This is a genomic window from Metabacillus schmidteae, assembly GCF_903166545.1.
GTDB lineage: Bacteria > Bacillota > Bacilli > Bacillales > Bacillaceae > Metabacillus > Metabacillus schmidteae.
Map to the genome: position 1 here is coordinate 1,249,805 of NZ_CAESCH010000001.1, position 17,566 is coordinate 1,267,370.

The following is a 17,566-nucleotide window of genomic DNA, read 5'->3' on the forward strand; positions in this document are numbered from 1 at the left end:
GCTTAATCAACAAGTAGACGAGGAGATAAGCATTGGATCGCACAGAAACAGCTTAAGTCAACCTCAACACAATTTCTTGTTTTTACTAGTTTTGTTACGTCACAAATTTTATGAGCTGCATGCACGTGGCAATCGAGTGGAAGTAGGAGTCTAAGTGTTGCACAGCAATGGTGAATATGTTCGACTCTGAAAAAGTTTGTTTCAAAGCATTCTCCGCCAACATGACCAAATGCTTTAAAAGGCTCGCCCTTTTCATTTAACAAGATAAAGGGTATCGTATCCCCAAGTGTTTTGACAGGATTAAGAAGGTTTGAATAACAGCTTGAACATTTTACATCCTCGGCAGCTTCCTGTTGCTTCAGTATGTTTTCTACCGCATCACATACACAGTTAAAGGCATTTTTATGTCCCATTTTGATATCCCTCCCACCAATAATTCTTATTAATAGTATAAGATTCAATTCGTAAATTGGTTCTAGGGAAAGGGTATATTTTTGGTGAATCATTCATTTCTAAAGGCTGTTTTCGCATGCTTTTGTTTTTTAACGCAGTAAAGATTCGTAATTAGTTCGTTCCAATGCGCTTCAGACAATCGCTTTCCTCTACTTCCCGCAGGAGTCGATTGTCTTCCGCTCCATTCCACTATAGAAGTATATAATTATTCATAAGCAACAAACTTAGCGAAAATAGCCTTTCTAAAAAAGAAAAGACTGCTGATTGTTCAGCAGTCTATGATCATCTTATTATTTGCGGTGGTGTTTTTTTCTTTCGTCTGCAACGCGGTCCACTAATTCTGGTGATAAGCATTGGATAGCACAGAAGCAATCTAAGTCTACTTCGATACAGAAGTCAGTTTTTTCTAGACCGAAGAAATCTTCGTCACAAGGATTACATACGCTTAGCGTATTACCATCAACGTCTACAGGACGTAATAATGATAATGTTGCACAGCAATCTTCAACAGCTTCTACACGGAAGAAGATTGTTTGGAAGCAAGCCATGTCTCCAGTGAATCCACCAACATTACCGAATGCTTTGAAGAGTTCACCTTTTTTTCCGTAAAGGATGAAAGGAATTGTGTCTCTTTGCGGACCAGCCACAGGGCCTAATAAATTACTGAAGCAGCTAGTTGGGCATGTAATTTCTTCTACTGCTTCTTGTTCAGCTAAAATTTGTTCAACAGCTTCGCATACGCAATTATTGTCTCTATCTCTTTTATCTTTGCAACCCATTGAATAGTCATCTCCTTAAATGATTTATTGACTTTAGTCCTTAACAGACTATGTGGGAAATGACTAGTTGGTGTGGGTTATCGTCTATATTGTATGCATTCATCTAGAAAGTTTTTAGGTGAATGTATTAAAAATAGGGGTGAAACTTGTCTTTTTAAAAACAAGTTTCTGTATACTATGCTGTTAAAGTAATAAGTGTTGTGCTGGTTGATTGCAGCTCTGGGATGCTCGCTTTCCGTGGAGCGTGCAGTGAGCTCCTCGTCGTTTGGAGTGGCTTCAGCCAATAGAACGAACTAAATTCCACCTTTAACACTACATAAAAAACAACACATTATGTGAAAATAGCCAAAGAAAAAAAGCAGGACTATGCCTGCTTCTTGTCATTAGAAAATGTCGATGTTGACTACTAATGCGATTAAGATTTGAAGAAGTACTTGAAGTGAGATTGCAACGTCAGTGTCAGTAGTTGTTACTTTTACATCTTTAGAATTTTCAATGACTAGTTTTTGTTTGTTAACTTGTTTCATGTCAGCTTCTTGTAATAATTGTTGAGTTACTTGTTCTGCGCGAGCGCTGTCAGCGATTGTCAAGTTGATTACAAGTGCAATTGCCACTTGAAGTGCTACTTGAAGGGAAACAGCTACTTGAGTATCAGTTGATTTGATATCAATGTCACAAGAATCTTTTACGATGATTGTTTCAGAAGAAAATTGCTCTGTTTCACTAACTTGATTAGCTACTTGTGATACTTGAGCATCGTCACCAAAGAAGTTGCCAACGTTTGCTCCAGCCACCTCGTTGTTGTTGTTGTTGTGATGATGACAATCACAGTGTGTTGGATGACAAGAATTTCTGTCTAATGCTACCCACTCATATGGTTTTGCTTGCATGTTTTATTTCCTCCTTTCGATGTACTATTATTAAATGTCAGGATTTTTTTTTTGTATAAGACAAACATCCTGGTGTTTTTACCCATTTTTAGTTTATTTGTCTTTCTTTTTATTTTTTAACATGTCACGTAGTGTCATGTTTTTTGGAGTTTCCGCAACTTTTTCAGGTTCTTCTTTTTTTGCTTGAGCTCCTTTAACAAATTCATTCACTTGTGCTTGAAGATCAGCTACAACCTTTTTAAGTTGTTCCTTTTGATCGTCGGTTAACTTCTTTTTATTTTCATCTGAAATGTTGTTTTTGCTTAAAACATCCTGCACGAATAATTGCATCATTGTTTGGGAGATGTCTTGAAGATTTAATTTCTCATTTGACAATGTTGTTCACCTCCATAAATGGATAGGGGAATTAGCGCATAGCTAACCCTTCCCCATATATATTTTTGGCCATTTTATAGGATATCAATTGATACTAACAATGCTAGTAAAATTTGAATTAGAACCTGGAGAGAAATGGCTACATCTGTATCAGTTGTCGTAATTTTAACGTCACGGGAGTTCTCGATAATGACTTTTTGTTTATTTGCTTGCCTAATGACAGAGTTTTGTAACAAATCCTGAGTTACTTGTTCAGCACGAGCACTGTCAGCAATTGTTAGGTTAATTACTAATGCAATCGCTACTTGAATTGCTGCTTGTAATGAAACAGCAACTTGTGTGTCTGTTGATTTAATATCAATGTTGCAAGAATCTTTAATGTGGATAAATTCTTCTGAAACTTGAACTGTTTCATTTGTTTGTACAGCATCTTGTGTTGTGTTTGATTTCTCATGTTTACATTTGCAATCATCTAGCGCAGACCATCTAGTTGACATCCAAATTCACTCCTTTCACGATAAGAGGTAAAAAGGGAACACAATGATGAACCGTTACGATGGGACGTTTGGGGAGAAAGAAATCGTGAGGTATGCCGTGTTCCCTTTTACTTGTATATAATGCAGATTCACTAGGTTTTGAATGAGGCAAACATACAGGTTTGCACCCATTTTTCTTATAAATGCTGATGGACAAATGATTATTTTAGGGATATACCTACAATAAAATAATTAACTCGTCCAAGTTCATAAAACGAAAATCCTTTCATAATGTATAGAAGATTATGATTAGAAAGGTGGGAGGGGATGGTCACATGGATAGAATTATTGATTTTGGCAATGGCATCCTTTCGGTTAACAAGATTACTGGTTTATGATAAAATCACCACCTTTATTCGTAGTCCTTTTCATAAGGAAGTTGAAGAGATAAATGAAAACGGTGAAACCGAAATTTATATTGAGATTAAAGGAAAAGGATTGCGGGCATGGATAGGTGAACTATTAAGCTGCTATTGGTGTACGGGAGTCTGGTGTTCAGCATTACTATTTGGAATGTGGTGGCTTTGGCCGGCAGGAGCCGAACCATTAATTTTGATCTTGGCCATTGCAGGCTTAGCTGGAATTATCGAATCTATCGTAGGCAAATTAGTAGAATAGGCAAAACACATAGAAACATAAAATTATTTACACATAAGATGAGATATAAAAGCTAAATCACTGCGGACGTTAAAATGATCCAACAGGTTCATTTGCAAAACGTCTAAGGGCTTTATTATATCGATAGGAAGGTGGGATAATCATGAAAAAGGCAAACTTGAATCCTTCCGGAAGACCGACTAACTCGAATCAATCGATCTCTGTGTCAAAACCTAAAAAGGTAAAAAAGAGTGGCTGCGGCTGTGGAAAGAGAAAAAAACGAGTGTAGCTTTTTATAGGGTTTGAATGGTGAGACTACTTATGTAAAAAAGTAGTCTCTTTTTTTGGTGTGCCAGGCATGGCAACTATCTAGGTGGTGAAAGTCCACTGTGGGGGTACACATCGACCAACCACTAAGGAAGCGCAAGGTACTTATCGTGAGATAAGGGCTGGAGGAAGCGTGGAATAAAATCTTGGCTCGACGAACAGAAATCTGATACTAAGGCTTTACAAAGGGATAAGACTCCCAAACAAGTTAAAGTCCAAAAGATGTGCGTAACTTTGTAAAGTAGATCAGGCGAGTAAAAGAGGAAAGATGGTTGTCTTACCCTGGGAGATCTTGCGGATGTACAAAGGGTACAGTCGAAAAAGGTTAGCCGCAAGAAGTCAGCAGAAGCCATAGTAGTGAAGTAATTTCATGAAGGGCTGAACAATTTATAGTGTTTCAACACCACGAATGCGTAAGTGACATACTCCGAATGTGTTAATGGTGAAAGTATGAGCGTACCTCAAAAGATAACCAAAATGGAGCTATCACTTACTACGTGAGAGGAAAGGAGAAACGAGTGTGGAACTTTTAGAACAAATTCTAAGTAATCAAAATATGAATGAAGCCTACTTGCGTGTATATAAAAACAAAGGTGCTAGTGGGGTCGATGGAATAACGGTCAATGAACTGAAACAATATCTGAGAGAGAACAAGGATGAGCTACGTCAGCGCATCAGAACAAGAAAGTACCAACCACAAGTTGCCTTAAGAGTGGAGATCCCAAAAGAAAATGGTAAGATGCGCAAATTGGGAATACCAACAGTAGTGGATAGGGTAGTTCAACAAGCCATTCATCAAGTTCTCAGTCCAATATTTGAAAAGCAATTCAGTGAATTCAGTTATGGCTTTAGACCAAAAAGAAGTTGTGAGATGGCAATTATTAAAAGCTTGGAATTTCTAAATGATGGATACGATTGGATTGTGGATATTGACCTTGAAAGATTTTTCGATACAGTTCATCACGATAAACTCATGCGGATCATCTCTAATACAATAGATGATGGAGATGTCATTTCCCTAATAAGGAAATATCTTGTCAGTGGAGTTATGGTGAATGGGAAATATGAAGAAACACCAGTTGGAACTCCGCAAGGAGGAAACCTAAGCCCACTGCTTAGTAATATTATGTTGAACGAACTTGATAAGGAGCTAGAAAGTAGAGGACTCCAATTCGTGAGATACGCTGATGATGCCCTAATCTTCGTGAAGAGTGAGAAAGCAGCGAATAGAGTGATGGAATCAATTGTGAGATTTATAGAAAATAAATTAGGGTTAATAGTCAACGGAGAAAAGAGTAAAATCTCCCGTCCAAAAGATTTGAAATTCTTAGGATTTGGATATTATTACGATTTTAAGAATGAGAAATACCAAGTAAAACCCCATTCAACGTCAATACAAAAATTTCAAAGGAAGCTTCGAAAATTAACAAAGCGAAATTGGAGTGTTTCGCTAGACTACCGAACCTTAAAACTAAAACAAGTCATACTTGGGTGGGTAAACTACTTTAGAATCTCGAATATGAAAAAAGCAATGACTGAGATAGATAAGAAGCTTCGCTCCAGAATTAGAGTCATCATATGGAAGCAATGGAAGGTATCGAAGAAACGAATCAAATCGCTTATCCAATTAGGAATCCCTGAGGGAGAGGCGAAGGGATTAACCTTCTGTCGAAGAGGTTATCGATACATCGGTTTATCGAAAGTTGTTCAAAGAGCAATCTCAAACAAAAGACTAAAGCAGAGGGGTCTTCCCTCTGCTTTAGATCATTATCTAAAAGTACACACTGTAATATAAATTGAACCGCCGTATACGGAACCGTACGTACGGTGGTGTGAGAGGGGCGAAAATAATTAGATTATTTTCCCTCTACTCGATTTGGGAAAAGTATTACATATATTTACAATCATATACACATACTATATTCAGTTTTTATTCTATAAGTTAGGGAGAATGTTATATGCCAGATTGGATTGAAGTTGTCATTCGTTCCTTTTGCATTATCGGTGGACTCTTTTTTATTACAAAGTTACTAGGGAAAAAGCAATTATCCAAATTATCCTTTTTTGAATATATTGTCGGCATTACGGTTGGAGATATTGCGGGAACAATCACGATGGATATTGAATTAAATATAGTGAACGGTGTTGTGTCAATCGTCGTATGGACGTTATTTCCACTAGTGATATCCTATGTCTCCCTTAAAAGTAAGAAGTTTCGCGACATCGTTGAGGGGAAAGCGACAACATTTATTCAGGATGGCAAGATTTTAGAAGATAATTTAAAGCATGAAAAATATAGTACAGATGAATTACTTGAACAGCTGCGCAAGAAAGACATCTTCCAAGTATCAGATGTTGAATTTGCTGTATTGGAGACAAATGGTGAACTAAGTGTGTTATTGAAAAAAGAAAAACAGCCTGCAAAATGGGAGGATTTTTTCGGGGAAGGAGTAAAACTGAAAGCACCAATAACGGTGATTATGGATGGGGTATATATGGAAGAGTCAATCAATGAGGGGGGCTACACTATTGATTGGGTAAGAAGCAAACTTGAAGCGAAAAAAAGAAGTGTAGAGGATGTATTTCTAGCTCAAATAGATTCTAATGGAAATTTATATGCTGATTACTATGACGATAGACTAAAAAAATAGAAACCGGGGAGAACAAATGAATATATTAGAGTTATTTTTTGAAGGATTGCTGGAATCAAAAATGAGAAAGCATGATCGAATTCATGCTGGAGAAGAAACAAAATTGGGTGAAATGTATGATCAATTGAAAACATTAGACCAGGAAGCAGAAGATTTTGAATATCGAATGGAGATAGCTGCAAGAGAATATGAAAAATGGGTGAAATCAAAAACTAAGTAAAATTATGTGTGGAACACTGATATTCGTCCACACCGTTTCCTCCATACCTACATAAATTATAGAGAAGTTAGGGTAGAGGAGGTGCTAAGCACATGGGTTACGGCTACGGTGGTGGTAACTATGGTTATGGCGGTGGCGGATACTACGGAAGTACTTTCGTATTAATCGTTGTATTGTTCATCCTTTTAATCATTGTTGGTGCATCTTTTTATAACTAATAAGTAAAGGCGAATAGGTACGAGCGGCTGGGCTGCTCGTACTTTCGTCTTTTTATAGAGTTCGAGTGTGATAGTAGATGGCTTGAATTTTATTAAAAAGATGAATTTCTTATCACATTTTATGTGGAACTCCATACGATATATCATGAATTAAGGAGGCGGGAAAATGGATAGCAAATTCTTTAAGAATCTTGAAGGTAAAACTGGCGTAAACATGAATGATATTTTCTCATTAGCTAACTCATTACAAGGAGCAAACTTTAAAGACGAAAAAACAGTTCGAAGTGTCATTCAACGAGTTTCTAAGATTGCAAATAAACCAGTTAACAAGCAAATGGAAGATAAAATTGTCAACTCGATCGTTAATGGTAACGAGAAACTTGATTTTAATACGATTGCTAAAATGATCAATAAGAAATAAACGGTAAAAAAGGTCTGACTTTGGTCAGACCTTTTTTACGTATGTTTTGGAAAATCTATTTCATCATTCCACGCATAAATCTCGAAGGAACGGCCTTTCTCCCTCTTCGATAAGAAGGAACTGACAGATATAAATGTTCCCTTGCCCGCGTCATCGCAACATAAAGCAATCGTCTTTCTTCTTCGAGATGTTCAAATTTTTCTTTCCGAGCCGACTCCAGGGCAAAATCATGAGGTAAAGATCCGTCGACAACACCTAGTACATACACATATTTAAATTCAAGGCCTTTTGAGCGGTGGATGGTCATAAGCTGAACGCCGTTTGAAGTCTGTGTCGATGTTTTGATCGCTTGCTGTGTCACAATCATATGGTCGACATGCTGGAGGAACTCATGTACAGTCAGAAATTTCTTCGCCACAACCTTTAAATCATTCAAGTCATCAGAGCCTTTTTCCATCGCATTACCTTCGTTACCTTGCTTTTTTAAATAATCAGTAAAGCCTAAATCTTTTTCAATCATTGTAAGAGCAACAACTGGTTTTTCATATTTTAATGAAGTAATTCTCGGGATAATTTTCTTAAGCTTGGCTTTTTGGAAGTTAGGTAATCCATTAACATGAAGTAACGCTTCAACAAGTGAGCAGTCCTGTAAAATGGATAATGCTTTGACATCATTGAGAACTGATTGCTTTAAAAACAAGGCCCTAATAAACTCAGTTATAGCCGAGCTATCATCTGAATTCATGCTTAATCGCAGATACGATAAGATAGCTCGCACCATTTTTCTTTCATAAAAGGAGGATTGCCCTTTTTCAATTGTAAAGGGAATGCTTGATTGTACAAAACGTTCAAACACTGCTCGTCCACCTGTATGCGTCCGATACAAAACGGCAAACTCCTCAGGCGTTGCCCCAGCTTCAATTTTTTCCTTCATATCCTGTAGAATCATCGTTGCTTCTTCTTCTTCATCATATGGAAAAAAAGCAATAGGTGAGTGTCGTGTTTCATATTGAGCAATCATTTGCTTACTGAGTCTATGTTTGTTTTTTGATATAACATCATTTGCTGTCGAGACAATTTGGTGATCTGACCGATAATTAGCAGAGAGTGTAATCACTTTTGCTGAAGGGTATTCCTGCTTGAAATTCAGAATAAATGACGGCTGGCTTCCTCTAAAACTATAAATTGTTTGATCATCATCACCAACACCGCATAGATTGTTAGTATGACTTGATAAAAGCTTAATAAGCTTATATTGTACAGGATTAATATCCTGAAATTCATCAATTAAAAAATACTGAAATCGATTTTGGTAAGCTGATAAAATTGCCGGATTTTCATTTAATAGTTCGTAGCATTTCACAAGCATATCATCGAAATCGAATTGTCCGCGCTGTTGTTTTTGTTCTTCATATTCCCGGTAAAGAGTTAGAGCTGTTTGCTCCCAGTCATCAGCAGGACGGATATCATGTGGCATGTGCATCGTGTTTTTCCAAAAACCAATTTGTTGAATCGCTTGGTCAAATGGAAAATCTTTATCATCAATACCTAGTTCTCTGCAAGAAGCTTTTAGATAGCTTTCCTTTTGCCAATCCCATTTTAACAGGTGTCGGCTATTCCACTTTTCACGATCATGGTGAAGAAGAATTTTATAAAAAATACTATGAAACGTACCGATTACCAATTGATTAAGTTTTAAAGCATGGATAGAAGAGTTTGTAATGAGCCGTTGCTGCATTTCTTTGGCAGCTTTTGCCGTAAACGTGACAAGCATCATTGAAGTAGGTGAGATCTTTTTTTCTTCCATCATGTATAAAGCTCTTGTTGTTAAAACACGTGTTTTTCCACTTCCAGCACCAGCTAAAATTAGCAACGGTCCTTCTGTAGTTGTGACGGCTTCCTTTTGTTCTACATCTAAAGGAATCCCTAAAAGTGACGTTGGAGCTTTTACTTTTACTGAAAAGGCTGTTCTCCCTTTAAGCATTTTTGGCTCACACCATGTAGCTGTTTCTTTTTTGTCGATTGTACCAATGCTTCTTGATTTTGGAATCCGAAATCCATTTTGTTCAGAGTATTTCTCTGTCGAGGTTTTTACAGGAGCGGTTGACTCTTCCTGAACCGGAAAATCAATCTGAAATTGCTTTTGACATGTTTCATTCAATTCTTTGTTTGAGTGATAAAAATAGGGAGGATGGGTAATGCCTAAATACAGCTTCACCGGTTTTCCACAGCACCTGCAAGTAACAGCTTCTTTTATACTTTCTTCATATATTCTCTGGAATTCCTGTTGAGGTAATTGTGTTAAGGAGATGATTGTTTCCTTTAACTTTGCTGAATTCATCGTTGTCCTCCTCCCATAAAGTAAAATCATACCTCGTATGTATATAGAAATTTAGTTTAGTAGCAATAAAATGAAGCGACAAAATCTATGATAACAGAATGGGAACCGAACGAAAAGTGAAAGAAAATGGTTTAACGTACCAAAGGTAAGGGGAATAAGAAAAAGGGGTGATAAAAATGGGCTATATTTTACCAATTCAACAAGATACATACATTCAATATGCCAATCGATCTGTCTCTGTTCAACATCATTATGCACATGTTATGCCAACATCTGCGATCACACCGAATACTCGTCATCTACGAGAAAGTCCACAAGCGGAACAACAAAGGTTTGCAGATATATTGAAGGAAAAATTAAAACAAAATAAATATTCATCCGAATGTACGGGAAAAGGAAAGCTTTTTAACGAATATGTTTAAAACGGTAAATGAATTTTTATTATATGAAAAGAGGCTGGGACAAAACCCACTCTGAAATGAAAAAGCCGGTGAAATTTTACGACGAGTAAAATTTCACCGGCTTTGATTTTTTTGAATAAAAATAAGGACCACTTCTGATAAAATAAAGTTACCACACAAAATTTCATCCGAAAGAAGGGTCCTTATGTTTAGAAATTATACCATGAATCAATTAGTTCTGCCTTTAGATTTAGAAGTAAAATTACAAAAAAATGATATCGCCTTCCATGTCCATCATTTAGTTGAAAGTATTCCTCATGAAGCGTTCGAACCATTTCTTCGAAATGAGGGTTGCCCTGCCTATCATCCACGCATGATGCTAAAAATTATCTTATGCGCCTACTCACAATCTGTTTTTTCAGGACGTAAAATTGAATCCCTATTAAAAGACAGTATCCGTATGATGTGGTTAGCTCAAGGATATGAACCCAGCTACCGTACAATCAACCGATTCCGTGTTCAACCAGAAGTGAAAGAATTAATTCGCCAGTGTTTCGTCCAATTCCGTTGTCAATTAATTGAAGAAAAACTTATCGATCAAGAAGCGATTTTTATCGATGGTACAAAGATTGAAGCGAATGCGAATAAATTTACGTTTGTCTGGAAGAAATCGGTTGAGAAATATCATCAAAGTTTAATTGAAAAGTCAAACCAGCTATACCATGAGCTACTTGAGAACGAAATCATACCTGAAATTGAACGTGAAAGCGATGAACAGTTATCATTAGAAGAGCTCACTGAAGTTGTTCAAAAAGTGGACGATGTCGTAACCGCATATGATAAACAAATTGAAGCATCGTCAGACGTTACAGAACGAAAAGCTTTAAGAAATGATCGTAAATATCCAAAACAAATCCGTAAACAGTTGATTGATTTTGTCATGAGAAAAAAGAAATACCAACAAGACCTTGAAATCCTTGGTGCGCGGAATAGCTATTCTAAAACAGATCCAGAAGCAACATTTATGCGAATGAAAGACGATTATATGAAAAATGGACAATTGAAGGCAGGTTATAATGTACAAATCGCCACGGAAGGTCAATACTCGCTTGCCTATAGTTTATTTTCTAACCCAACAGATACGCATACGTTAATTCCATTTCTAGATGAGATTGAGCAGCATTATTTCGAGTTGCCAAAACACCTTGTCGCAGATGCAGGTTATGGTAGTGAACAAAACTATAATGATATCCTTTTGAACAGAAAACGAGAAGCACTTATTACGTATAATATGTATTTGAAAGAACAAAAGAAAAAGCACAAACAAAACAAATTTAATCCCGACAACTGGCAGTATGATGAGGAAACAGATACATATACATGCCCTAATCAGAAACGCCTTGAATTTCAATATCATTCTGTCCGTAATGACCGTACAGGCTTCAAACGGAATTATAAAATCTATGAATCTGAGGACTGTACAGGATGCCCATTCCGTTCATCATGTACAAAAGCAAAAGAAGGTAACAATCGAAAAATAATGGTGAATGAAAAATGGGAACAGCAAAAAGAATATGTAAGAGTGAAGCTTTCAGAAGAAGAAACGAGTGCCATCTATCGAAAACGTAAAATCGATGTGGAACCAGTTTTTGGATTCTTGAAGGCCAATTTGCGTTTCACTCGATTTTCGGTACGAGGAAAACCGAAGGTTGAAAACGAAATGGGACTCGCGTTAATGGCAGTGAATTTAAGAAAATTCACTGCCAACAACTAAGGTAATAGAAGAATTTTCCTCATAAATAGAGAAAGGTGAATTTGAGTATCCTCAAATTCACCTTTCTCACTATTTGAAGCTAGTTATGTCCCAGCCTCTTTCTCATTTTAAAAGGATTGGACGTGCAATCCTGTTCCTTCCAACCACTCTGCGTATAGTACTTCCTCAGTCCTAAAAATATTCTGTTGCTTTAATTGTTCATCAAGCCAAGTGTAATTAAAACCGGCTTCAATTAAATTTTGTTTCAATACTTTTCCATCGCTAATAAGGGTAATCGGAATTTTCACTTTTTCTTGAGGCAGTTGAAGATCTGACTTAGTCGGATTTTCATACTCCGCCTTTTTAAGAATACTAACTGTTCCGTCTGTTTCCAAAACAGCATACTCCAATTCCCGAATCGAAAAAACGCCCTTTGATCGTATTAAATGTTGCAATTGATTGATATCCAGCTTACACTTTTTTAAACTGTCTCTTAGTATTTGACCCTCTCTAATAATAATCGTTGGTTTTCCTTCTAGAAATCCCCTTGTCTTACTCCATTTTTGGGTAATGATTTCTAAAGTAAAGATTAAAATCCCCCAGACAGTAACTGCATATATAACATCAACAATATCGACGTGATCATCAAATACAGCATTACCAACTAATTCGCCTAACACAAGGGCAGAGATAAAATCAAAGGCTGTAATCTGTGTGATTTGTGTTTTACCTAAGACTCTCGTGATAACAAATAGAGCAATAAATCCAAAGAAGAGTTCAATTGTTATTTGTCCAAAATGCATGTCTAAAACCTCCGTCGGCACATGTCCATATATAGTATCTTTAGCGTCCATATACTTTTTATACGAAAAGAATTTAATAGGAAGTTTTGAAATAAAAAAAGCATATCTAGCAAAGAATAATAAAAAAATTCTTCATCTAAAGAAGGAGGGAGACAAGTGTCAGAAGGCTACAACACGCTTACCTCAACTGAAATCGCATCACTTTGGACGACCTATATGAACGAAAGCATGGTAAAGACCATGTTAACACATATGCTTATTGACATAGAGGATAAGGAAATAAAAGCGGGAGTCCAGCAATCTTATGAAATGGCCAAAAATAATGTGGATTTCTTAGCTGATTTTTTCCAAGAGCAAAAATATGCGAAACCAATGGGGTTTACAGATGAAGATCTTTATACAAATGTACCAAAATTATATTCTGATACATTTTCCTTAATCTATGTTAATCACATGTCAAAGGTTGCAATGCTTGGCTACTCAGGCTTTTTAGCTATGTGTGTGAGAGAGGATGTAAGACAGTTTTTCACAAAATGTTTGCAACAGGCAGCAAACTTATATAATTCTACTGTTGAAACAGCTTTATCTAAAGGGTTCTATGTTCAAGCACCATACATAGAAGTACCAGAAGAAATTGACTATGTGGATACGAAAAAATATCTTAGTGGATTAAATCCTTTTGCAGAGAAACGGCCATTAAATGCAATTGAAATTTCTCATTTATACTTGAACATCCAAACCAATTCGATCGGCAGTAAATTATGCTTAAGCTTCGGGCAAACATCGCAAAATAAGGAAGTACAGGAATATATGATAAGAGGAAGCGAGATTTCCAAAAAACATGTGGAAATATTCGGGAAAACATTAGCGGAAAGTGACCTCATCGCTCCGGGTTCTCCGGATGTTTGTGTAAGTGATTCTACTTCACAAACATACTCAGATAAGTTAATGATGTTTCAAATGTCATTACTTAGTGCTGCAGGTACAGGGAATTACTCAACTGCTGCAGCCGCAAGTCAACGAGCGGATTTAGCGGTGAATTATGAGAGGCTATCTGTAGAAATTGCAGAATTTGCAAAAACCGGGGCAGATATTATGATAAAAAATAATTGGCTGGAGCAGCCGCCGGGATTAAAGGATCGAAAAAAGCTTGTGAAAAAGGAAGTATAGAAAAAAAGCTAACCAAATAAGTTAGCTTTTTTCTATTTCTTTTATCATTGTCACATGAGGGATACCTGCATCCATAAACTCTTCTGATACAACCTCATAGCCTAATTTTTCATAAAAGGAAATGGCGTGTGTTTGTGCGTTTAGCTTAAGTTTGCTAACACCTTGTTGGATGGCAATTTCCTCTAATTTTTCAACGATGATTCGACCGGCACCGTTTTTGCGATTTGCTGATAAAACACAAATTCTTTCAAGCTTTCCTATGCCATCGACAATGCGTACACGACCGGCACCGGCAGGCTTTTGACTGTCATCATATAACACGACATGTTCTGCTTCATTTTCAAATTGATCAATTTCTTCTTCGGCAGGAACTTGTTGTTCGTCTACAAAAACAGTGTATCTTACTGAAAATGCATCATCTAGTTGTTCTTTTGTTGTCACTTGTTGTATGTTCAATTATTAGCTTTCCTTTCCGAGTAAAAATGTTTCATGGACAGTCCAAGTCCCGTTTTCTAATTGATATAAAAGGTGAAAACGGTCAATGATTTCTTCATGATGAATATCTAACATTTTGAGGTTCCCTAAAACATCTGAGTGTTCATCATCTGATAAGTTTTGACCAATTGTAATATGTGGAACAAACGCATATTCCGGATTGCTTTCCAGTGAACCTGTATGTAACTGATCATGAAGAGCTTTAAGCTCATCTGTAGGGTCTACTTTTAAATAAATGACGTTATTCACTGGTGAAAAAGAGCTTACCTTTTTAATGGAAATGTGTAATGGCTTTGTAGATTCAGCGACTTTACGCAATTCTTTTGCAATAGTCTTGATCTCATTATCTTCTGATTCAAATGGAGTCTTTAATGTTAAATGCGGCGGGACTAAAGCGTAATGAGTGTCATAGCGTTTTCGATAAGAATTGGCAAGATCCTGCAGTTTTTTAGATGGAAAAAGGGCAATTCCGTATTTCATGTCATTCCCTCCTAACGAGTCATTATAGTGTTAGTATATCAAATTTTTGAAAATAAACATATGTACGTAAGAAGTGTGAAAAAATTACTCAAATATTTGTTTGAAAATAGGTGTTAATGAAGGCTGCCAATACTTCCACGTATGATCGCCATCAAATTCTTCATACGTATAAGAGAATTTCTTTTTTTTAATTGCTTTTGAAAGCTCGCGATTTGGTGTTAGAAAATCAGCGATTTCACCATTAGTTGTTTTTACAGCTGTTTCTTGTTTTCCGATTTGATGATAAACAATAGGTCGGGTAGGTGAAGTGAAGTTTTCCACTGCTTCCAACACATCATCATTTACAAAAGGTGATTGCAGAATAAGCTTACCAAAAATATTCGGATACGTTAAGCCTGTTAGCAATGAAACTGTTGCCCCTAAGGAATCCCCGATAAGAGCACGTCCGTATCCGACTTGGTAGGATGGAAATTCCTCATCCAGATATGGAACAAGCTCATGTGCAAGAAAGCGTACATATTGCTTCACTTTTACACCATTTGGATGGTATTTATCCCTTCGTTCCTCCACATTGTTATATGGAATTCCTATAACAATGACATTTTCAATTTCTTCCTCTTTCATGAGCGCTTCGATTTGTCTCCCAACACGTCCCAGCTTGAAATAATCCTGTCCATCCTGTGCAATTAGTAAACTATACTTATATAAAGGAGAAAAATTTGCCGGCAGATAAATAAGTAATGTTACCTCTTCATCTAATGAAGCTGAATAAAAGGAACGCTCCTCTATAATCCCTGTTTGTTTACTCATGATTTCCCTCCTGATGCATATATGTTTGAAACCCCTTTCTATTTTAACACGCATAAGTAGTTTCATCCTTAAAAATGCATATAGAAAAAATTTTGAGAAACAGGTTTGAAAAATTGGGACAAGGGAATGTACATAGTAAACCTATTTAAAAAAGAGTGAGAGGAGAATCACAATGAAAAAACAAGCCTTATCAAAGAGGACAGTGGTTTTATCCGGTGTTGCACTATCAACAATAGGTGTTACTTCATATTTGTTAAAAGATGAAAAACGAAAAAATAAGATGAATTATGAAATACAACGCATGAAAAATAAAGCAAAAATACTTTTATCTAGAAAAGAACCAGTTATGGAAAAAGCCGGCCACCCTGATCCATATGATATTGATGATAATACAATGGTGGCGGAAGGATCTATGTATGCTGTAAATTATTTTAATGAAAAAACAAAGTGAGCCGACGAATTTGTCGGTTTTTATTTTTGTTAAAACGTGCCTAACTCCTTGTACAAAGGGCACAAGGTCATAAGCATTCTTGAATTAAAGATAAAGAACATTTTCTCATTCGAAAGGATAAGTGCATACGGACAAAAGGGAAATATGCTTTCGAAAGAGGTGTGAATTGTAATAATAATCCAAATGTGTATCGTTTTGAAGTGGAAAAGGTGCTAAAAGCATACGGAAAAAGGAATGTGAATGCTTTTTTAAAGATAGCTAGTATAAAACCTTTCGCAAAATCGAGGAAAAGATAAATATGAATCTAAAAGTAGTGTGAATTGTAATAATAATCCAAATATGTATCTTTTTTAAGTAGAAAAGTGCTAAAAGCATACGAAAATAAGGAATGTGAATGCATCTATATAGAAAGCCAGCATAAAACCTTCCGTAAGATCCAAAAAAAGGAAAATATGCTCACGGAAGTGGTGTGAATTGTAATAATAATCCAAATGTGAATCTCTTTTAAGCAGAAAAGTGCTAAAAGCATACGAAAATAAGGAATGTGAATGCATCTATAAGAAAGCAAGTATAAAACCTTTCGCAAAAGCCAAAAAAAGGGAAATGTGCTTTCGAAAGAGGTGTGAATTGTAAAAATAATCCAAATATGTATCGTTTTTAAATGGAAAAGGTGCTAAAAGCATACGGAAAAAAGGAATGTGAATGCTTTTATAAAGAAAGCCAGTATAAAACCATTCGCGAAATCCAAATAAAGGGAAAAAGTGAATACCAAGAGCTTCTAATCCCTGTCGGGGCGGAGTAAGGAGCTTGCACTTTTCTTAAATTGGATGAAAAATATACCTGTGTTACCATTACAATTGAACATACAAGTCAAACTATTACGATAATTATATTGCAATATATACATAAATCATGTAAAGTAGTAAAAAAAGTAAATCAAAAATTTCATATATTTCTTATCAAGAGAGGCAGAGGGACTGGCCCTATGAAGCCTCAGCAACCGGTTCATAACGAGTGAAGATCTGGTGATTAATATTTACTGTTTTAGCAGATACCTATGTTGGTTTTTAAAAGCACCGACAGATGATGAAAAATGAAGCGAACAAAGCGGTTTTGTTTGTTCGAAGCATTTTTCATCATCTGTCGCAGGCTTGCATCGCAAGCCGCAAGCACTTGCGTGCTTTTAAAAGCCCCACTTAAACAAATTAAGTAGGTTCTAGGTTCCTAGTAAATATTAAGTTAACGTATTCTATTAAGATCTTCCACGAGTGCCAAGGTGCTAAATCCAGCAAGCAACACCAGCTTTATGCTTGAGAGATAAGAAGAAGCGCACTTAAAACATACAGTCTTCTTCTTAACGAGGAAGGCTTTTTATTTTGTCCCAGTGGGATAACG

Annotated in this window: 21 protein-coding genes and 1 riboswitch; of the genes, 11 read left to right on the forward strand and 10 right to left on the reverse strand. The window is 36.3% G+C overall.

Translation table 11 applies throughout. From position 1 onward, the window contains the following. Window positions 1-2: 2 nt before the first annotated feature. The 5 genes from HWV59_RS06075 to HWV59_RS06095 form a co-directional block, all read right to left on the reverse strand. A complete protein-coding gene (locus tag HWV59_RS06075; protein WP_102228454.1) occupies window positions 3-413 on the reverse strand; it encodes a CotY/CotZ family spore coat protein in 411 nt (136 codons plus the stop codon). Window positions 414-743: 330 nt separating this feature from the next. Beyond that, entirely contained in the window at window positions 744-1,232 is a 489-nt protein-coding gene (locus tag HWV59_RS06080) for a CotY/CotZ family spore coat protein (RefSeq protein WP_102228455.1), read from the reverse strand. A gap of 383 nt (window positions 1,233-1,615) precedes the next feature. Then, complete coding sequence (locus HWV59_RS06085) at window positions 1,616-2,122, reverse strand: spore coat protein (RefSeq protein WP_102228456.1); 507 nt, start codon at window positions 2,120-2,122, stop codon at window positions 1,616-1,618. A gap of 93 nt (window positions 2,123-2,215) precedes the next feature. Beyond that, a complete protein-coding gene (locus tag HWV59_RS06090) occupies window positions 2,216-2,497 on the reverse strand; it encodes a hypothetical protein (RefSeq protein ID WP_102228457.1) in 282 nt (93 codons plus the stop codon). A 74-nt stretch (window positions 2,498-2,571) separates the two neighbouring features. Next, window positions 2,572-2,994 carry a spore coat protein gene (locus HWV59_RS06095; RefSeq protein WP_102228458.1) on the reverse strand — a complete coding sequence of 141 codons (423 nt, stop codon included), beginning with the start codon at window positions 2,992-2,994 and terminating at the stop codon, window positions 2,572-2,574. A gap of 306 nt (window positions 2,995-3,300) precedes the next feature. Here HWV59_RS06095 and HWV59_RS06100 point away from each other — a divergent pair, with 306 nt between their 5' ends. The 7 genes from HWV59_RS06100 (at window position 3,301) to HWV59_RS06125 (ending at window position 7,467) form a co-directional block, all read left to right on the forward strand. Continuing rightward, window positions 3,301-3,651, forward strand: a complete 351-nt coding sequence (locus HWV59_RS06100) for a DUF1360 domain-containing protein (protein ID WP_102228459.1) — start codon at window positions 3,301-3,303, stop codon at window positions 3,649-3,651. Window positions 3,652-3,793: 142 nt separating this feature from the next. Continuing rightward, window positions 3,794-3,919, forward strand: a complete 126-nt coding sequence (locus HWV59_RS27250) for a hypothetical protein (RefSeq protein ID WP_268921750.1) — start codon at window positions 3,794-3,796, stop codon at window positions 3,917-3,919. A 558-nt stretch (window positions 3,920-4,477) separates the two neighbouring features. Further along, window positions 4,478-5,752: a group II intron reverse transcriptase/maturase gene (gene ltrA, locus HWV59_RS06105; RefSeq protein ID WP_175638313.1), complete on the forward strand. Its 1,275-nt coding sequence runs from the start codon at window positions 4,478-4,480 to the stop codon at window positions 5,750-5,752. A gap of 163 nt (window positions 5,753-5,915) precedes the next feature. Further along, window positions 5,916-6,608 carry a DUF421 domain-containing protein gene (locus HWV59_RS06110; RefSeq protein WP_175638314.1) on the forward strand — a complete coding sequence of 231 codons (693 nt, stop codon included), beginning with the start codon at window positions 5,916-5,918 and terminating at the stop codon, window positions 6,606-6,608. 16 nt (window positions 6,609-6,624) lie between these two features. After that, window positions 6,625-6,828 carry a hypothetical protein gene (locus HWV59_RS06115; RefSeq protein ID WP_102228461.1) on the forward strand — a complete coding sequence of 68 codons (204 nt, stop codon included), beginning with the start codon at window positions 6,625-6,627 and terminating at the stop codon, window positions 6,826-6,828. Window positions 6,829-6,920: 92 nt separating this feature from the next. Beyond that, window positions 6,921-7,046 carry a YjcZ family sporulation protein gene (locus HWV59_RS06120; RefSeq protein WP_026561090.1) on the forward strand — a complete coding sequence of 42 codons (126 nt, stop codon included), beginning with the start codon at window positions 6,921-6,923 and terminating at the stop codon, window positions 7,044-7,046. Between the two features lie 166 nt (window positions 7,047-7,212). Then, a complete protein-coding gene (locus HWV59_RS06125) occupies window positions 7,213-7,467 on the forward strand; it encodes a stage VI sporulation protein F (RefSeq protein ID WP_102228462.1) in 255 nt (84 codons plus the stop codon). 55 nt (window positions 7,468-7,522) lie between these two features. Here the strand turns inward: HWV59_RS06125 and HWV59_RS06130 are convergent, their stop codons facing one another. Beyond that, the gene (locus tag HWV59_RS06130) at window positions 7,523-9,808 is read right to left on the reverse strand and encodes an ATP-dependent helicase (RefSeq protein WP_102228463.1); all 2,286 of its coding nucleotides are present in this window, start codon (window positions 9,806-9,808) and stop codon (window positions 7,523-7,525) included. 176 nt (window positions 9,809-9,984) lie between these two features. Here HWV59_RS06130 and HWV59_RS06135 point away from each other — a divergent pair, with 176 nt between their 5' ends. Both HWV59_RS06135 and HWV59_RS06140 read left to right on the forward strand, forming a co-directional pair. Continuing rightward, a complete protein-coding gene (locus HWV59_RS06135) occupies window positions 9,985-10,230 on the forward strand; it encodes a PLP-dependent aminotransferase family protein (RefSeq protein WP_175638315.1) in 246 nt (81 codons plus the stop codon). A 184-nt stretch (window positions 10,231-10,414) separates the two neighbouring features. After that, entirely contained in the window at window positions 10,415-11,983 is a 1,569-nt protein-coding gene (locus HWV59_RS06140; RefSeq protein WP_102228465.1) for an IS1182 family transposase, read from the forward strand. A 107-nt stretch (window positions 11,984-12,090) separates the two neighbouring features. On the opposite strand, the gene HWV59_RS06145 is transcribed toward HWV59_RS06140, so the two are convergent. Then, the gene (locus HWV59_RS06145) at window positions 12,091-12,765 is read right to left on the reverse strand and encodes a YetF domain-containing protein (RefSeq protein ID WP_102233234.1); all 675 of its coding nucleotides are present in this window, start codon (window positions 12,763-12,765) and stop codon (window positions 12,091-12,093) included. Between the two features lie 156 nt (window positions 12,766-12,921). Between HWV59_RS06145 and HWV59_RS06150 the strand changes: the two genes are divergently transcribed. Then, window positions 12,922-13,935 carry a DUF3231 family protein gene (locus HWV59_RS06150; RefSeq protein WP_175638316.1) on the forward strand — a complete coding sequence of 338 codons (1,014 nt, stop codon included), beginning with the start codon at window positions 12,922-12,924 and terminating at the stop codon, window positions 13,933-13,935. 21 nt (window positions 13,936-13,956) lie between these two features. Here the strand turns inward: HWV59_RS06150 and HWV59_RS06155 are convergent, their stop codons facing one another. The 3 genes from HWV59_RS06155 to HWV59_RS06165 form a co-directional block, all read right to left on the reverse strand. Next, window positions 13,957-14,391: a GNAT family N-acetyltransferase gene (locus HWV59_RS06155; protein ID WP_175638317.1), complete on the reverse strand. Its 435-nt coding sequence runs from the start codon at window positions 14,389-14,391 to the stop codon at window positions 13,957-13,959. Between the two features lie 3 nt (window positions 14,392-14,394). Then, window positions 14,395-14,910: a YjcG family protein gene (locus tag HWV59_RS06160; protein WP_175638318.1), complete on the reverse strand. Its 516-nt coding sequence runs from the start codon at window positions 14,908-14,910 to the stop codon at window positions 14,395-14,397. Window positions 14,911-14,994: 84 nt separating this feature from the next. Next, window positions 14,995-15,720: an alpha/beta hydrolase gene (locus HWV59_RS06165; RefSeq protein ID WP_175638319.1), complete on the reverse strand. Its 726-nt coding sequence runs from the start codon at window positions 15,718-15,720 to the stop codon at window positions 14,995-14,997. A gap of 172 nt (window positions 15,721-15,892) precedes the next feature. Here HWV59_RS06165 and HWV59_RS06170 point away from each other — a divergent pair, with 172 nt between their 5' ends. Then, window positions 15,893-16,171, forward strand: coding sequence for a hypothetical protein (locus HWV59_RS06170; RefSeq protein WP_175638320.1), 279 nt, complete (start codon window positions 15,893-15,895; stop codon window positions 16,169-16,171). 953 nt (window positions 16,172-17,124) lie between these two features. After that, window positions 17,125-17,264: riboswitch (SAM riboswitch) on the forward strand. Window positions 17,265-17,566: the final 302 nt, after the last annotated feature.

What these genes read in the sequence shown, in the direction of transcription:
- HWV59_RS06110 (WP_175638314.1), top strand. Translation starts at nt 5,916, where the DNA reads ATGCCAGATTGGATTGAAGTTGTCATTCGTTCCTTTTGCATTATCGGT.
- HWV59_RS06075 (WP_102228454.1), bottom strand. Translation starts at nt 413, where the DNA reads ATGGGACATAAAAATGCCTTTAACTGTGTATGTGATGCGGTAGAAAAC.
- HWV59_RS06120 (WP_026561090.1), top strand. Translation starts at nt 6,921, where the DNA reads ATGGGTTACGGCTACGGTGGTGGTAACTATGGTTATGGCGGTGGCGGA.
- HWV59_RS06115 (WP_102228461.1), top strand. Translation starts at nt 6,625, where the DNA reads ATGAATATATTAGAGTTATTTTTTGAAGGATTGCTGGAATCAAAAATG.
- HWV59_RS06145 (WP_102233234.1), bottom strand. Translation starts at nt 12,765, where the DNA reads ATGCATTTTGGACAAATAACAATTGAACTCTTCTTTGGATTTATTGCT.
- HWV59_RS27250 (WP_268921750.1), top strand. Translation starts at nt 3,794, where the DNA reads ATGAAAAAGGCAAACTTGAATCCTTCCGGAAGACCGACTAACTCGAAT.
- HWV59_RS06140 (WP_102228465.1), top strand. Translation starts at nt 10,415, where the DNA reads ATGTTTAGAAATTATACCATGAATCAATTAGTTCTGCCTTTAGATTTA.
- HWV59_RS06085 (WP_102228456.1), bottom strand. Translation starts at nt 2,122, where the DNA reads ATGCAAGCAAAACCATATGAGTGGGTAGCATTAGACAGAAATTCTTGT.
- HWV59_RS06170 (WP_175638320.1), top strand. Translation starts at nt 15,893, where the DNA reads ATGAAAAAACAAGCCTTATCAAAGAGGACAGTGGTTTTATCCGGTGTT.
- HWV59_RS06135 (WP_175638315.1), top strand. Translation starts at nt 9,985, where the DNA reads ATGGGCTATATTTTACCAATTCAACAAGATACATACATTCAATATGCC.
- HWV59_RS06095 (WP_102228458.1), bottom strand. Translation starts at nt 2,994, where the DNA reads ATGTCAACTAGATGGTCTGCGCTAGATGATTGCAAATGTAAACATGAG.
- HWV59_RS06160 (WP_175638318.1), bottom strand. Translation starts at nt 14,910, where the DNA reads ATGAAATACGGAATTGCCCTTTTTCCATCTAAAAAACTGCAGGATCTT.
- HWV59_RS06130 (WP_102228463.1), bottom strand. Translation starts at nt 9,808, where the DNA reads ATGAATTCAGCAAAGTTAAAGGAAACAATCATCTCCTTAACACAATTA.
- HWV59_RS06125 (WP_102228462.1), top strand. Translation starts at nt 7,213, where the DNA reads ATGGATAGCAAATTCTTTAAGAATCTTGAAGGTAAAACTGGCGTAAAC.
- HWV59_RS06080 (WP_102228455.1), bottom strand. Translation starts at nt 1,232, where the DNA reads ATGGGTTGCAAAGATAAAAGAGATAGAGACAATAATTGCGTATGCGAA.
- HWV59_RS06100 (WP_102228459.1), top strand. Translation starts at nt 3,301, where the DNA reads ATGGTCACATGGATAGAATTATTGATTTTGGCAATGGCATCCTTTCGG.
- HWV59_RS06165 (WP_175638319.1), bottom strand. Translation starts at nt 15,720, where the DNA reads ATGAGTAAACAAACAGGGATTATAGAGGAGCGTTCCTTTTATTCAGCT.